We start from the raw sequence: 15,855 nt of genomic DNA on the forward strand, positions 1-15,855 counted from the left end.
CGGCATGAGCGACAACGACCGGTACGCCATGCTCATCGGCGTCTCCACGTACACCAGCGACGCTTACCACGATCTCCCCGCTGTCCGCGCGGACCTGCACTACATGCGGGCCGTGCTGGAGAGTACCGAGATCGGCATGTACAACGACTGCGCGATGGTCGCGGAGCCGACCCGGGCGGAGATGCTGCACGCCGTCGAGTCGTTCCTGGAGGAGCGACAGCAGAGCGAGACGGCTCTGCTGTACTTCAGCGGGCACGGCGAGTTCTGCGAGAGCGACAACCAGCTGTACTTCCTGACCCGCGACACCGACCCGGACGATCTGCCGGGCACAGCCGTGCCGGCGGAGTTCCTGGAACGGATGCTCCAGTCCTGCCGCGCCTCCTCGAAGATCGTGCTGCTGGACTGCTGTTCCAGCGGCAGCGTGGTACAGGGCTGGACGGCCAAGGGCTCGGCGGATGCCGACGAACGGCCTGCTCCCAGTACACTCCTGCGGCCCACCGGGGTGTACTTCATCACCGCCTCCGATGCCCTCCAGGCCGCCTCCGCGATGGCGCCGGCCGGTTCCTCGCTCGGCACCTCCCGGTTCACCGGCGAGATCGTGGAGGGATTGCGCAACGGGCGTATCACGGACGGCGGCTGGATCACCCCGGACGATCTCTTCGACTACCTCACCACTCAGATGGTGCGCAGAGGCGTGCCCGAGGAACAGCGCCCGACCAAGTCCACGATCCGCGCCACTCACCGCCTGCACTTCGCCCGGAACGTCGCCAGTTCCGTCCACATCCCGCCGCCGCCCGGAGGCACCCCCGCCGACGCGCCGGACTCACCCGCCCTGCTCAAGGCGCGCGAACTGGCCGGGCTCGACGCCCGCGACGGCGTCGACTGGCAGCGGCTGCTCCGCTACTACGCCCACTGCCTCAACGCTCAGGCGGTGGCGGGCATGATGCCCGAACGCGACATGGGGCGCGATACCAAGTACTTCCTGCTGAACCGAGGCCAGGAGACCATCCAGTCGGGGCTGGCCCCGGTGCTTTCCGCTCCCTCCAACCTGTCCAAGCCGCAAGGCCGGTCATCGGGAGCGGACGGGGCGCCGGATTCCGGCACGCAGGAGTACTGGTACGGCTATCCGGCGATCACCCTGGCCGACCCGACCGGAGGCGGCGGCCGGCGGACCGGCATCCGGGTGGCACCCCTGCTCATCCAGCAGATGGAGCTGGCCCCGGACGAGGACGGTCGCGATGTGCTCCGGCCCACCGGAGTGCCGTCCCTGCACACCGGCGTGGTCACGGAGTTGCTGGGGGACGACGAAGCGGCCGACCTCATCGCCGGATGGCAGCCGACCTGGCAGGAGGGCAACGACGCGCAGATGTTGCGCGCCGTGGGCGATCTGCTGCGGGATCTGGGACTGCCTCAGCTGGAACCGCTGGAACCGTCCGCTCTCAGCGAGCGCACCGTGACACAGGCGCTGCGCTCCGGAGCACACAACGCGGCCGTGCTGCTGACGCCCTCCGGCGCGGAACGGCAAGCCACCAAAGCCCTGGTGGACAACCTTCTGGAGATTTCGACACGCACCGGGCAGATTCCCGGGACGGCGCTGGACGCGCTGCTGACCGGCGGCGAGGCGGAGGAGCGGCCGGGAGCGGCCGTCGTGGTGGCGCCGGGTCCCTGCAACGAGAGCCAGGAACGTGTGGTCTCGTCGGCGATGACACGCCCGCTGACCGTCGCCACCGGGCCACCCGGCACCGGCAAGAGCGAGGTCGTCACGGCCGTTGTCACCACCTGCGTAGCCGCCGGCCAGTCCGTCCTGGTCGCCTCCACGAACAACGAGGCGGTGGACGTCGTGGCGGAACGCTGTGACGCCATCGCGCCAGGGCTGCTCATGCGGACCGGCAACGCGGCTGCCCTGGTGCGGGAGGCGGAGAAACTGGAGCGGCTGCTCTCGGAACCCGGCCACACCCCACGGCGCGGGGCAACGACCGTGGCCGGGGAACTGCGCAACACCCGTGTGCGAGCCGAGGGGCAGCGAGCTGCCGCGGCCCGTCATGTCGACGAGGAGCTGCGGCTGCTCGAACTGCTACGGGACCGGGAGGAGATGTCGACCACGCTCGGGCTGGCCGTCACGGTCCTGGACGGGATCTGGGCGGGCGCGGACGCCGCTGTTCCGGGCCGTTGGGAGGCCAGGGCGCGGAAGGCCGCCACGGCCCGTTGGTTCGGCGGGTGGCGCAGAAGCCGAGTGATGGCCGCGTTCGTGACTGCCCTGGACTCCGGATCGGAGGGCTCGAAGGACTCTGAGGGCTTGGAGGGCTCGCGGCCCGAGTGGGCCTCGGTACGTCCGGTACCGTCCGGCCTGCTGACAGCGCTGGCCGATCTCGTATCGGTGGAACGGGAACTGCGGGAGCTCGTGCCCCTGAACGCGGCCCGGGACGAAGCGGCGTTGAAACACACGCGGCTGGAGACGGCGACCGTACTGTCGACGCTGTCGACGGAGCTGGCACAGGCCCTGTCCGGCGAGGCACTGTCACGGGGCCGTGCGCTCATGAGCCAGCGACTCCAGGCGCTGCGCCGCCGCGCGGGCTTCCAGAAGAGCCAGAAGCATCTGATGGCCCACATCAAGGGGTGGGCCATCAGCACCCACTCCGTGCGTCAGCTCGAACTCGCCCCGCAACTCTTCGACCTCGTCGTGATCGACGAGGCGAGCCAGTGCTCCATTCCCTCGGTGCTGCCGTTGCTCTTCCGGGCCCGTCGGGCGCTGATCATCGGTGATCCCATGCAACTGGGGCACATCCCCGGTGTCTCACCGCAACAGGAACAGCAGGCCCGGGTCCGGGCGGGGCTGCGTGCCGCACAGCTGGAGAACCACCGGCTCGCCTACCACGTGTACTCCACGTACCAGGCCGCCGCGCAGCACGGCGAGTCGGCGCTGCTGCTCGACGAGCACTACCGGTGTCACCCGTCGATCGCCGACATGGTCAACGGGTACTGCTACGCGGGGCAGTTGCGGGTGCTCACCGATGTGCGCCGGCAGGTGCCCGCGCTCGACCCGGTGGGTTCCGCCGAGCCGGCGCCGGCGGCCGGCTGGGTGGACGTGCCGTACAGCGAGTCGGCGCGCGGGCCCGGCGGCCGGTCATGGCGTAACCCGAGGGAGGCCGAGGCCGTGCGCGGCGTGGTGAACGAGCTGCTGGCGCGGCTCCCGAAGGATGCGACGGTAGGCGTGGTGACACCGTTCCGGGCGCAGAAGGAGGCCCTGGAGCGCGTGTTGCGGGATGAACGGGTCCGTGTGGGCACGGTGCACGCCTTCCAGGGCGGTCAACGGGACATCATGGTGCTGAGCCCGGTCGCGGCGGCCAACACTCCTCCGAGAACCGCGCATTGGGTGTCGAGCCAGGTCAACTTGTGGAACGTGGCGATCACCCGGGCCAAATCGCAGCTGATCACGGTGGGGGGCCACGCCTTCTGGCAGGGGCAGGCGGGGCTGCCCTCTCTGCTGGCGACACGGTCGGCGGCTCTGGGGGCCGGTGGCGACGATCACGACGGAGACACCGGACCGTCCGCCGGTGCGGCACCGGGAGAAGCGGCGCAATTCCGGGAGGAACTCGCGGATCGCCTCCAGGGCTACCTCGGCGCACAGGGGATCACCGACCTGGAGCGTTCGGCGGTGGTCGGTGGTCACGCGGTGGACCTGCTTTTCACATCGGGCGAGACCAACACCGCGGTACTGATCGACCCGGGCCCTCCACCCGGCCACGACCCGGCGCGGCATCTGCGACTGGCGCACGCGCGGGGCGACCTGCTGACCGATCTGCCGTCCGGTGGCACCGGGGCGAAGCCGGGGCCGGTGGGGCGGGTCGTACGGGTACCCGCATGGCGCATCCTGGCGGGCGACCAGCTGCTGGAGCCGCTGTTCCGCCACGACGCCGCGGACGGCACGGACGGAACACCTAGGAGCCACTGAGGAACAACGACCGACGCACGGGGCGAACGCTGATAGCCCCCCAGGCCCGGAAGGGCGGTACGGGCTCATGAGCGGCAACCGCGATCTCCCCACTGCCCCGGCCCGGTTGAAGCCCCCGCGGGCGATGCCGGAAAGCACCATGCCCCCCTCAGGCGCTGGAAGAATCGAACGCACCCTCGACCGCCTGCCGGACCTCCGGCTAGCCTGCCCACCCGAACAACTCGTCCGTGGGCCTGGCACCTTGCAGCCCGGATCGGTTTCCCGCCTGTCTTCTTCCAGCCAGTGCCGTCCGCCACCACGCCCTCCGGAGGGAACACGTGGACCAGCTCCCGCTGAATCAGGCTGTCTGCCCCTACCGCATCGACCCCACAGGCTCCGACATACACAAGGAGAACGAACGGCTGAGCGCCCTGGGCCCGGCGACGCGGGTCGAGCTCCCCGGCGGGGTCATGGCGTGGTCGGTCACCGACCACGCTCTGGCCAGGCGTCTGCTCACCGACCCGCGGGTCTCGAAGAACGCGCGCCTGCACTGGCCCGCGTACCGCGACGGCACATTACCGGAGGACTGGGCATTACGGATCTGGGTCGACGCCGACAACGCCCTGACCGCGTACGGCGAAGAACACACACGCCTGCGTCGCCCCCTCGCGGCAGCCCTCAGCCCTCGTCGCGTCCGGGCACTCACCGAGACCATCGAGGAGATCACCCATGGCCTCCTCGACGATCTGGTGTCCGTGTCGGCGTCCGCGCCCGGCTCTCCGGTCGACCTGCGGGAACGGTTCGCCTGGCGGCTTCCTCTCCAGGTCGTCAACCTCATCCTGGGTGTGCCCGACGAGATGCACGACCGTTTCCGGAACGAGATCGGCGGCCTGTTCGCCACCAACCTCGACGTCGCCGTGGCCGCCGCGCACCGCCAGGCCATCTTTCAACTGCTCCGGGAACTCATCGACATCAAGCGCGCGACGCCGGGTCCCGATATCACCAGCACCCTCATCGGGACGCACGACACCGAGACCGGCACCCGGCTGACGCAGGAAGAACTGGTGGGCAGCCTGCTGCTGCTGATCGGCGCGGGCCACGAGACCACCGTGAACCTCATCCACCACGGCGTCCTGGCTCTCCTCGACCACCCGGAGCAACTCGCCCTCGTCCGGGCCGGACAGGTCACCTGGGCGGACGTTGTGGAGGAGACCCTGCGCTACGAGGCACCCGTCGCCAACCTGCTGATGCGCTTCCTCGTCGAGGACGTCGTCGACGCGGAGAGCGGGCAGTCCTTCAGCCGAGGTGAGGCCGTCGTCATCAACTACGCGGCCATCGGCCGTGCTCCCGACGTGCACGAGAGCCCCGACCTCTTCGACGTCACCCGGCCCACCCGCGCCCAGCACATGGCCTTCGGATACGGAGCCCACCTGTGCGCCGGAGCGGAACTCGCCCGGCTGGAAGGCCAGATCGCCCTGAAGGCCGTGTTCGAACGCTTCCCGGACCTGGCCCTCGCCGAGCCCTCCTCCGGGCTCCGTCCCGTGGAGTCGTTCATCTCGAACGGCCACCAGACGCTCCCCGTCACCCTTCACCCGACCCGCCTGTCCGACCCCGGCACCGGACAGGCCGTCTGACCGTCCGGTCGGACGAACGGACACGTTGTAGGGTCCCCGCACCCCGGAGACCCTACGAGGCCTCAGCTCAGAGCTTCGCGCCGAAGTCCTGCGTCCAAAAGGTGCCGGACCTCCTCACATAGCCGACGCCCATGTGCCTGAACGAACAGTTGAGGATCTTCATCCTGTGGTCAGGGGAGTTCATCCAGGAATCGACCACGCCGACGGCGGTGAACTGGTCGACGGCGATGTTCTCGGCCAGCGACTTCCAGCCGGTATAGCCCGCTTCCTCGGCCCTGTTCTCCAGCGAGCTGCCATCGGTGCCGGTGTGCTCGACGAAGTCATGGTTCGCCATGTCGGACGAGTGGCGCTGGGCGGCTCTGTTGAGTGCGGCGTTGCTCCTGAGAGCCGGGCAGCCGGCTTTGGCCCTTTCGGCGTTGGTCAGTTTGATCACGGCCGCCCGCATCGACGCGGCGGTGGAGGCCACCGACGCGGGCGCGGCCAGCAGCGCGCTGGACGCGACGGCGCCGACCAGGACCGCCGTCAGGTAACGGGGGTCTGACATAGCTCTTCTCCCATCATCGCAAGGAACTACGGCCCCCCAGATCGTTGGCATCGGCAATACGTTCGGAAACGGCCGTGGTCTTCCAGAGCCGCACAGAGTGGTGACGTGACGTAGACCAGACGTGCTGCATGAGCTTGCCGTCGACCGACGTGAGGCCTACCGCCTCGAAGGCCATCTTCCAGGCAACTCCCCCCTCTCCGAGGAAGCGACTCACCGGCCCGCTCCACGACACATACAGCCGGTCACGCCTCGGCAGCAGCTGCTCCTTCTTGCCTCAGCCAGAGCAGGGGATCACGGTGAGCGTGGTCAGCCCGTACGCGGACCAGGTCGCCTGCTCCCACTCGGCCGGGCCCGGCACTACGTACGGCATGGTCATCGCCGCCTGGACCAGGAGCGCGGTCCCGATGCCGACCACCAGGGGTTCGGCCGCCCCGGTGCCCGGCCGCGCTCCCACCACGTCCTTGCACCCCTTCCGTGCGCCCCTTCGTCTGTCCACTACCGCTCGCAGCCCACTTCCTTTTACTTCACGTCCTGTTCCGGCCGAGCGCAGGACCCCGATGAGCCGGAACTCGCCTGGATGTTTGTCAACTCCATTGATTTTCTTGTGACTTGTGGGACCAAGGCAGTCGGCCGTAGTTGGTCTCCGTGTTATCCGCAGTGTCGCTCCTTCGTTCCCGCTCGACCAACAACCCCCGCTTCGAACGGAGTTCGCGTGACAAGACGTCGTGTCCCGGCTTGGGCGGGCAGCGCCCTCGCGGCCGTCCTGCTCGTCACCACCCAGAGCGGTATATCCACCGCCCTCTCCTTGTCCACTGCGGCTGACGCCGCCGCCTCCACGACCGCCGCTCCCACCGTTCCCGCCGCTCTCCAGGGCAAGCGGTTCACACTCGTCACCGGTGACATCGTCACCGTCGAGACGCCCGGTGACGGAGCCCGCATCGATGTCGAACCGGCCCCGGGACGCGAGCGCGTCGGCTTTCTTCGTACCAGGACGGGCCAGGACGACATCAGCGTCATCCCCACCGACGTGGCCCCGCTGCTCGCCTCCGGCCAGGTCGACGAACAGCTCTTCAGCCTCAGCGCGTTGGAACGCTTCGGCCTCGACGACAAGGCCGACGGCACAGAACACGCGGGCGGCCTGCCGCTGATCATCCGGCACAGCGGCGACCGGTTGCCCAGCGCCACCCGCGCCGAGGTCACCGCGCGGGACACCGTCGCGCTGGAATCGATCGACGCCACCGCCGTGACCCGCCCGAAGAGCGACCGGGGCGAGCTGTGGCGGACCCTCACCACTTCGGCCAAGGGCACGGAGCGCGGACTGCGCCCCACCGTCCAGACCGTCTGGCTGAACACCCCGATCGAAGTCACCTCAGCCGAAGCCACGTCAACCGACGTCGCGTCACCCGAAACCACCTCAGCCGAAGCCACCGACGCGCGAAAGGCGGCGGACGACCCGGAGACCACCCCGGAAGGGGACGTGGCGGTCGACGACCTGGTGGGTCAGATCAACGCGGACGGCCTCAAGGCGCGCGGCCTGGACGGCAGGGGCGTCCGCGTCGCCGTCCTCGACACCGGCGTGCGCACCACCCACCCCGACCTGACGGACCGGGTCTCGGCGTCCGCGAACTTCACCACCTCGGGCGGCGGGACCGAAGACATCGACGGCCACGGCACCCACGTCGCGGGCATCATCGGCGGCACGGGCGCGGCGTCCGACGGGAAGTACGCCGGTGTCGCCCCCGGGGCCGAGATCCTCAACGGCCGGGTGCTGTCCGGCCCCCTCAACCAGCTCTCGCAGATCATCAACGGCATGGAGTGGGCGGCCGACCAGGGCGTCGACATCGTCAACATGTCCGTCGGATCGACCGCGTTGAGCGACGGCACCGACCCCTGGTCGCTGGCCACCGAGGCGTTGCTGGACCGGGGAGTGCTCCCGGTCGTCTCGGCCGGCAACAGCGGGCCCGGGTCGTTCACCGTCACCCCGCCCGCCGCCGCCGAGGGCGCCCTCGCGGTCGGCGCGGCCGGCGGCGACGACACCGTCGCCTCCTTCTCCAGCCGTGGTCCCCTCTTCGGGGACGACACCGTCAAGCCCAACGTGAAGGCGCCGGGCGTCGCCGTGACCGCCGCCCGTGCCAAGGGCACCCCGATCGGCGACACCGAGCGCGAGGGCCCCGTAGGTCCGGTCGACGACAACTACACCCGCCTGTCGGGTACGTCGATGGCAGCGCCCGCGACCGCAGGCGCGGCGGCGCTCGTCATGCAGGCACACCCCGACTGGAAGCCCCGACAGGTTGCCCAGGCCCTCGTCTCCAGCGCCCGGCCCAGTGCCGACGAGTCGGTGTACGACCAGGGCTCCGGCATGATCGATGTGGAACGCGCCCTCGACCAGCCGGTGGTGGCGACGAGGACCACCGTGGACTTCGGCCGCCTCGCCTGGCCCCGTACCGACGGCACCACCCGCGAGGTGACCTTCGCCAACACCTCCGACTCCCCCGTCTCGCTGGACCTCGCCCTCGACGTCACCTCGACGCGCGGCAACCTGCCCACCGGCCTCCTCGGCCTGAGCGAGAACAAGCTGACCGTCCCGGCCCACGGCTCGGCCCCCGTGACGGTCGAGTTCCGGGACAACGGCATCCGTACCGGCGGCGCGCTCTCCGCCGTCCTGACAGCCAGGAGCGGCGACGGCTCCACGACGGCCCGGGCCCCGGTCGGGCTCACCCTGGAACCCGAGAGTTACGACCTGACCGTCCACCTCCGCGACCAGCTCGGCGAACCGGCCAGTGACATTTCCCTGGTCAGCCTCATGCCGCTCGACCGTGCCCTGGTGCCGTACGAGAGGCCGATCGTGGCGACCGACGACTCCACCATGAAGCTGCGGGCGCCCGCCGGGGCGTACGGCATCGCGGCGATCATCAGCCGCTACGGACCGGACAGTTACTGGTTCGCCAGCGACCACGTCCTCGCCGGTGAACCCCTCATAGGGGTGACGGGGTCGACCGAGATCACCCTCGGCGGCACGGCGGCCCGCAAGCTCGGCAACACGGTCGACAACCAGAACGTCGAGCGGATCTTCCAGGACGCCGGCATCCGCCAGAAGCAGACGACGGCCCCGGACGGGCAGAGCCGGCCGACGAGCACCGAGATCTCCGTGCGCTACAACCACCGTCCGCCCACCTACTGGGCGGTGCCCTCCACGACCCGTACGGACGCCTCCACCTACACGACGTTCCACCGCGAGGACCTGGCCGAGGGATACCAGTTCGACGAGCACGCCAGTGACGGGTACAGCTACCCCACCGCCACCGGACCGGTCTACTACCTCGCCGCCGTCCGGGAGGGCGGCATCCCGGCCGACCTCACCGGGCGGATCAGTGACTCCGCGCTCGCCCGGACCGAGGCCCACTACGGCGCGGCCGAGCAGACCGGAGCCCTCGACCGGCCGTTCCCGCTCAAGTCGAAGCTGGCCGCGGCGACCCTGAAGGGCATCGGCTCCTCCGGCCGCCGGGTCAACGTACCCTCGCCGGGCACGCGCACGGAGTACTACACCGCCTCCAAGGACGTCACCTGGTACCAGGAGCTGCGCAAGTTCTGGCAGAACGCCGACAGCGTCAGCCCGTTGACGGTCGGCGCCCTGTTCACCGAGCCCGAGGCCTTCCGGCCCGGACGCCGCACCGAGTACTGGAACCACCCGGTGGGCGCCCCCGCCCTCGCCGCCGACGGCCGCCAGCTCACCCGCGTCGGCGACACCGTCACCCTCGACCTGCCGATGGTCGGCGACTCCGACCGACGGCACCTGTCCATGACCGACGACGTCTACGCCACGTACGACTACACCCTCAGCCGGGACGGCGAACAGATCGCCAAGAGCCGTGACGGAGCCAAGGAGTTCCCGCGGAACACAGCGCTCGCCGCCTGGCAGGTTCCGGCCGGCACGGGCACGTACACCCTCAAGGCCCATGCCGACCGCGGCAATTGGAACGGCACGGCCACCGACGTCGAGGGCGTCTGGACCTTCGACTCCGCGACGGTCGCCGAGGACAGGACGGCGGCACTCCCCCTCACCAGCGTCCGCTTCACACCGAAGGTCGACGAGTGGTCCCGCTCCGGGCACAACCGGGTCGTCGCCGTTCCGTTCGGCATCCAGCGCACCGGCGACCAGCCACGCGGCGGGCTGCGCGCGCTGACCGTCGAGGCGTCCTTCGACGGCGGTACGACCTGGAAGCGGGTGCGGGTGGTGAAGAACCGGGCGCTGATCACACACCCGGATCTCGCCACGCTGCCCGCCGAGCACATCGACCGCAACGGTCATGGCTACGTCAGCCTGCGGGTCAGGGGAGCGGACCGTGTGTCGTCCTTCGAGGTGACGGTCAAGAAGGCGTACAAGCTCAAGACTTCCTGACACGCCGGAGTGCTGGACGGCCGCGCGAAAACGTGCGGATTGAGCGGCAGGGGCGCCGAGCAGGCGGTGCCGGACAGGGACGCGGCCGGCACCGCGGACAACGTCACGGAGTGTCGTCACAGTCCTGAGTACCGGAGCCGCTCGTCCGGATCCTGCCGGGCTCACGTACCGCGGCTCTCCGGCCTCACGTACCGCGGCTCTCCGGCCTCACCTGCCGCGGCTCTCCAGGCTCACGTGCCGCGGTTCTCCGGCCTCACCTGCCGGAATCCGCCCCGTCCGCCGCCCGGTCCTCGGGGAGCAGGCTGGAAATCGGCACCTCACTCACACCACGGTCGGCCAGCGCCCGGGCACGGACCCCGGCCAGGTGCGTCACATGGTCGAGCAGGCGGGCGCGGGCGCGCTCCGGCTGCTGATCGCGGATCGCCTCGAAGAGCGCCATGTGCTGGGCCTGGATGAGATCGCGGTCGAGGAGTTCCACGAAGACCGTATTGGTCAGCGGGCGCACGAGGTGCACCGAGGTCATCGCGAGTTCGAGGATGCGATTGCCGGACGAACGCGTGATGGCGGTGTGGAACTCGAGGTCGGTGGCCAGCCATGCGGCCATGTCGATCGTCGGGTCCAGGGCGCGATCGAGGGGGGCGGCCATCGCTTCGAGGTCCTGCTCGGTGCGCCGTTCCGCGGCCAGGGCCACGCACTGCAGTTCCAGGGCCACGCGCGCCTCGTCCACCTCACCGACGGACACGTCGCCCGCCCGGAACCAGAGCATGATCGCCTCGCTGAGGCGCGAGGCGACATCCTCGGCCGCGGGCACCACCACATAGGTCCCGCCCGAGCTGCCCCGGGTGGAGCTGATCATGCCGCTCGCGAAGAGCAGCTTCAGCGCTTCGCGTGCCGTGCCACGGGCGACGTCGAAGGCCGCCGCGAGCTCCAGCTCCGTCGGCAACCGGTCCCCGGGCTCCCACTGCCCGGCGAGGATCGCCTGACGCAATTGCTTCGCGATCTGACCCGACGCGTCGCGTCGGGTCAGCGCCTCGGGTGTGAACACAGGCATGTCTGCCTCCCCCACGGCCCCTCCTCCAAAGAGATCTGTTCGTTACCTACGACACACTTGCATGACACCGCACAGCCACTACTGTCCAATGTTAGACATTGAATGTCGGACTGATCGTTCGCTCCCCCAGGCTACCGCCACACCCCCGCCCACTGGGTGCCGTGCTCGGATCGCCCACCCCGCGGCCGCACAACACACCGCATCGCGAGACCGCATCGCGCTCGGTGGACGCGGCAGCGCCCCCCTGTCACGAAAGCCCCACCACGAAGCCCGTCACGAAAGGCAGACACCCCGATGAGCACCCATATCGACCTGAACTGTGACATCGGCGAGGGCTTCGGCCCTTGGCAGATGCCGGCCGACACCGAGCTCATGGAGATGGTCAGCACCGTGAACGTCGCCGCCGGGTTCCACGCCGGCGATCCCTCCACCCTCCGCGCCACCGTCGACCGGGCAGCCGGGCACGGGCTGGACATCGGCGCACATGTGGCGCTGCCGGATCTGGTCGGCTTCGGCCGGCGTCGCATGGATCTGTCCGCGCAGGAGGCCTACGACATCTCCCTCTACCAGATCAGCGCGGTCGCCGGGTTCGCCCGCGCTGCGGGAACCACGCTGACGCACGTCAAACCGCACGGCGCGCTGTACATGATGGCCAGCGCCGACAGGGCGATCGCGGACGCGATCGCCCGCGCCACGGCGGCCGTCGACAGCTCGCTCCGGCTCTTCCTGCTCGACGCCCGCTTCGCCGACCACGTCCTCGGCACGTACGGAGTCCACGTCGAGCCCGAAGGCTTTCCGGACATGGCGTACGCACCCGATGGGCAGCTCGTGCTCGAACGGACGAAGGCGCCCCGGCCACCGGAACAGGTGGCGCACCGTGCCGTGCGGATGGCGACCGAGAACGTGGTCGACGCGAGCGACGGCTCCGTGGTCCCGGTCCGCGCCCGCACGCTGTGCCTGCACAGCGACGCGCCGAACGCCGCCGCGACCGGCCGGGCGGTGCTGGACGCCTTCGCCGCGCACGACATCACCGTGCGCTCCCTCAGCAGCCTCGCCTGACGCCCTTCAGCCTCGTCCGACGCCCCGCCCTCAGCCCTCCATCGCCCGGAACCCTCGCAGGAGCACACCATGACGGAACACTTCGCCCTCGACGAGACCACGATCGCCGACGTCCACACCGCGTACCGGGCCGGAACGCTCACCGCCCGCGCCCTGGTGCAGGCCTACCTCGACCGGATCGCCGATGTCGACACCGTCGGCGCCGGAGGCCCGGAGCTCAACTCGATCCTCGCCGTCAACGCCGCCGCGCTCGCCGACGCGGACACGCTCGACGAACGGCTGCGGACCACCGGCGAGCTCTCCGGCCCGCTGCACGGGATTCCCGTCGTCCTGAAGGACCAGATCGAGACCGCCGGACTGACCACCACGTACGGTTCGCAGACCGCGAAGCACAACGTGCCGGACCGTGACGCGACGATCGTCGGCAAACTGCGGGAGGCCGGCGCGATCATTCTGGCCAAGACCACCATGCCGGACTTCGCCACCTCCTGGCACTCGACCTCCACGGTCAGCGGTCTGACCCGTAACCCTTACGCGCTCGACCGCGACGCGGGCGGCTCCAGCAGCGGTACGGCCGCCGCGGTCGCCGCCAATCTCGCGACGGTGGGCATCGGCGAGGACACCGGCGGTTCGATCCGGCTGCCCGCGTCCTTCTGCAACCTCGTCGGACTGCGCGTGACGCCGGGCCTCATCAGCCGCGACGGCATGTCCCCCTTGGTGGAACCCCAGGACACCCCGGGGCCCATGACCAGGACCGTCACGGACGCCGCGATCCTGCTCGACGTCCTCGCCGGATACGATCCGGCCGACCCGTACACCGCCACGGCGGCGATCGCACGGAACCGGACCAGCTATACGGACGCCCTGACCCCGGACGCGCTGCGCGGGGCCCGGATCGGGGTGCTGCGGCAGGCGTTCGGCAGCGCCGATGACCCCGAGGCGGAAGCGGTGAACTCCGTGATCGGCGCCGCCCTCGACCTGATCGTGGCGGGCGGAGCCGAACTCGTCGATGTCGAGGTCCCCGATCTGGACCACTACGTCGCCTACACCTCGGTGTACTTCTCCCGTTCCCGCGCCGATATGGACGCGTTCCTGGCGAGCCGCCCCGGGATCAAGGCCACCTCCGTCGCCCAGGTGCACGCCGACGGCCTCGCCCACCCCAACCTCGACCTGTTCGCCGGAATCGCGACCGGCCCGGCCCACCCGGCCGACGACCCCGAGTACTACCAGCGGCTGGAAGCCCGCGAACGGTTCCAGCGCGACATCATCGGTGTCATGGCCACGCACCGCCTCGACGCGCTGTGCTTCCCCGACGTCCGCATCGCGGCACCGACGCACGCCGACGTGCTCGCCTCGCGCTGGACCTGTCTGGAGTTCCCGACCAACACCGTTATCGCGTCCCAGCTCTGGATGCCTTCCGTCACCGTCCCGGCCGGATTCACCGCCGACGGCCTGCCCGTCGGGCTGGAGCTCATGGCCCTCCCGTACCAGGAGGCGGACATGCTGGCACTGGCCTACGGAGTCGAGCGGGCCACCGGCTCCCGGCGCGCACCGGAGTCGCGGTGACCTTTGAACGCGCCCCCGTCGTCGCTCCACCGTATGCCTCAGGCACCCCCTCACGCCTCACGGTTTGATGCCGTCGACGCCGACCGCCCGTCTCCAGCAGATCCTCTTCTACCGCGAGCTCGGCAGCGGCAGTTGCGTGAAATTCCGTAGTCTCCCCGCCGAACCGCCACCCCGCGGACGGGCGGTGGCGTCACGGGCCCAGCCGGGAACTGGTACGCACCGCGGCCTTGTTCATCACCGAACTGGGCCAGGGGGTCGCCGACGCGATGCGCCGACGGCAGGAACAGGCGAACTGGCCCGCCCTGCACGGCTTCAACACGGCACCGGTGCCACGCTCCTCAGACTGGCGTTCGGCCTGAGGGCGTGTGGCATGCGGCGGAGGGGCCGGTGGCCGGCGGTTACAGCTGCCCAGGTGGCGCGTAGCGGTAGAAGAAGGGCCCGATCCTGCCGGGCGGAACGGCCACATCCCCCCAATTGGTTGACGTATCAATAAAACTGATGCAAGGATGTTGCTGCGTCAACAAAACAGAAAAGCCGTCCGGTACCCCGGGACCCTCTCAGGAAAGGACAACGCCCCGCCATGACTCTCTGGAGCGCGGAGATCGATCGCCTTCGTCCCGTCATACGCGCCGAGGGACGCACGATGGTGGAGGCCATGTCCCCCGCATTCACCGCCGTGTTCCCCGGCGGCATGACCCAGGGGTACGACGCCGAGGCCCTGGACGATCTCCGTCGGCAGCTGTCCACCCCTGGACAGGATCAGGCCGTCGACCGGTACATCGAAGGACCGCGCGGTCCGATCAGGCTGCGTACCTTCGTGCCGGTCCGGCCCGCCCGCGCGGTGCTGCTGAACATCCACGGTGGCGGCTTCATCATGGGCTCCCCCGAGATGAACGACGGCCTCAACGCTTTTCTCTCCCGGACACTGGACCTCGCGGTCGTCTCGGTCGACTACCGCCTCGCCCCCGAGCACCCCTGTCCGGCGGCCCACGACGACTGCGAGACGGCCGCGTCCTGGCTGATCGACCATGCCGGCACGGAGTTCGGCACGACGCGGCTCCTGATCAACGGGGAGTCGGTGGGAGCCAACCTCGCGGCAGCCACCCTGCTGCGACTGCGCCGCCGGGGAACCGTGGACCGATTCGCCGCCGCGGTCCTGGAGTTCGGGGTCTACGACCTGTCGGGCACTCCCAGCGCCCAGGAGGAGACGGACCACGACGTACTGAGCGCGACGGTACTGCGCGGCATGATCGACGTGGCCCATCCGGAGCTGTCGCCCACCCAGCGCCGCGACCCTGACCTGTCCCCGCTCTACGCCGACCTGACAGGGCTGCCGCCCGTCCTGTTCGGAGTGGGCACCGCGGACCACCTCGTGGACGACACCCTTTTCCTGGAGCGGCGCTGGGACATGGCCAACCGCAATACGACACTCCTGGTCTACCCCGACGCCCCGCACGGCGGCACCGGCCTGCCGTCCGTACTGCCCCACTGGCAGCCCGCATTGCTGACATTCCTGGACTCGCGCCTCGCCGACACGGAGACGGCGGGTGACGGGGAACCGCGTCCCTGACGGCCTTCGGTGCGACCCCATCGGCGGGGTCCGACCGCGGGCCCGGTCCGGGGCATGCCCCTGGGTGTCGACCGGCCGGAGGCCGTGCTCCACGGGGACGA

Annotated in this window: 10 protein-coding genes; 7 read left to right on the forward strand and 3 right to left on the reverse strand. The window is 70.0% G+C overall.

Annotation, left to right across the window (positions count from 1 at the left end; all coding sequences use genetic code 11):
- Positions 1-4: 4 nt before the first annotated feature.
- Entirely contained in the window at positions 5-3,952 is a 3,948-nt protein-coding gene (locus tag ACIQD6_RS19955; RefSeq protein WP_401884261.1) for an AAA domain-containing protein, read from the forward strand.
- Positions 3,953-4,269: 317 nt separating this feature from the next.
- Positions 4,270-5,565, forward strand: a complete 1,296-nt coding sequence (locus ACIQD6_RS19960) for a cytochrome P450 (protein WP_401884263.1) — start codon at positions 4,270-4,272, stop codon at positions 5,563-5,565.
- Between the two features lie 67 nt (positions 5,566-5,632).
- Here the strand turns inward: ACIQD6_RS19960 and ACIQD6_RS19965 are convergent, their stop codons facing one another.
- Both ACIQD6_RS19965 and ACIQD6_RS19970 read right to left on the reverse strand, forming a co-directional pair.
- Entirely contained in the window at positions 5,633-6,109 is a 477-nt protein-coding gene (locus ACIQD6_RS19965; RefSeq protein ID WP_401884264.1) for a CAP domain-containing protein, read from the reverse strand.
- A gap of 274 nt (positions 6,110-6,383) precedes the next feature.
- Positions 6,384-6,566 carry a hypothetical protein gene (locus tag ACIQD6_RS19970; protein WP_401884265.1) on the reverse strand — a complete coding sequence of 61 codons (183 nt, stop codon included), beginning with the start codon at positions 6,564-6,566 and terminating at the stop codon, positions 6,384-6,386.
- A 255-nt stretch (positions 6,567-6,821) separates the two neighbouring features.
- Here ACIQD6_RS19970 and ACIQD6_RS19975 point away from each other — a divergent pair, with 255 nt between their 5' ends.
- Complete coding sequence (locus ACIQD6_RS19975; protein WP_401884267.1) at positions 6,822-10,508, forward strand: S8 family serine peptidase; 3,687 nt, start codon at positions 6,822-6,824, stop codon at positions 10,506-10,508.
- 253 nt (positions 10,509-10,761) lie between these two features.
- Here the strand turns inward: ACIQD6_RS19975 and ACIQD6_RS19980 are convergent, their stop codons facing one another.
- Positions 10,762-11,559, reverse strand: coding sequence for a FadR/GntR family transcriptional regulator (locus ACIQD6_RS19980; RefSeq protein WP_401884268.1), 798 nt, complete (start codon positions 11,557-11,559; stop codon positions 10,762-10,764).
- A gap of 294 nt (positions 11,560-11,853) precedes the next feature.
- On the opposite strand from ACIQD6_RS19980, the gene ACIQD6_RS19985 reads away from it, so the two are divergent.
- The 4 genes from ACIQD6_RS19985 (at position 11,854) to ACIQD6_RS20000 (ending at position 15,754) form a co-directional block, all read left to right on the forward strand.
- Entirely contained in the window at positions 11,854-12,618 is a 765-nt protein-coding gene (locus ACIQD6_RS19985; RefSeq protein ID WP_401884269.1) for a LamB/YcsF family protein, read from the forward strand.
- Between the two features lie 69 nt (positions 12,619-12,687).
- Positions 12,688-14,184, forward strand: a complete 1,497-nt coding sequence (locus ACIQD6_RS19990; RefSeq protein ID WP_401884271.1) for an amidase — start codon at positions 12,688-12,690, stop codon at positions 14,182-14,184.
- A 227-nt stretch (positions 14,185-14,411) separates the two neighbouring features.
- The gene (locus ACIQD6_RS19995) at positions 14,412-14,543 is read left to right on the forward strand and encodes a hypothetical protein (RefSeq protein WP_401884272.1); all 132 of its coding nucleotides are present in this window, start codon (positions 14,412-14,414) and stop codon (positions 14,541-14,543) included.
- A 221-nt stretch (positions 14,544-14,764) separates the two neighbouring features.
- Positions 14,765-15,754, forward strand: a complete 990-nt coding sequence (locus tag ACIQD6_RS20000) for an alpha/beta hydrolase (protein WP_401884274.1) — start codon at positions 14,765-14,767, stop codon at positions 15,752-15,754.
- Positions 15,755-15,855: the final 101 nt, after the last annotated feature.

This window comes from Streptomyces sp. NPDC088400, assembly GCF_044753355.1.
Taxonomy (GTDB): Bacteria; Actinomycetota; Actinomycetes; order Streptomycetales; family Streptomycetaceae; genus Streptomyces.